At 58.0% G+C, this 452-nt stretch carries 1 protein-coding gene; it reads left to right on the top strand.

The window, feature by feature from the left end; genetic code table 11:
• On the top strand, window positions 1-413 hold a 413-nt coding region (locus tag Q4563_RS16155), incomplete at its 5' end, for a M20/M25/M40 family metallo-hydrolase (protein ID WP_303605201.1).
• Window positions 414-452: the final 39 nt, after the last annotated feature.

Here is a 452-nt window from a genome sequence, read left to right as displayed (position 1 = left end):
GCACCGGTGCAACCAATGTTATCCCTGGCAGCATGACCGTGGTGTTCAACTTCCGTTTTTCCACCGAGCTCACAGCCGACATTCTCAAACAACGTACCTGCGATATTCTCGACAAGCACCAGGTCGACTACGACATTGAATGGAACCTCAGCGGCCTGCCATTCCTTACCGACCACGGCCCGCTGGTTGATGCCTGCGTGGATACCATCCGCGCAGTGACTGGTCGCGAGACCGAACTGTCAACCGCCGGAGGCACCTCCGACGGCCGGTTTATAGCCCCGACCGGCGCACAGGTCGTGGAACTCGGCCCTCGCAACGACACCATTCACAAAGTTAATGAATGTATCAATGCCGCCGACCTCGACACCCTCACCAGCCTGTACGAAGGCATTCTTGAGCGCCAGCTAGGATAGCCAGCCGATGACAAGCACAGACACAGACCAGACCAGCCC

The organism is Gilvimarinus sp. 1_MG-2023, assembly GCF_030548285.1.
Note: the sequence above shows the minus strand (reverse complement) of the source record. Positions and strands in the feature narration are given on the sequence as shown.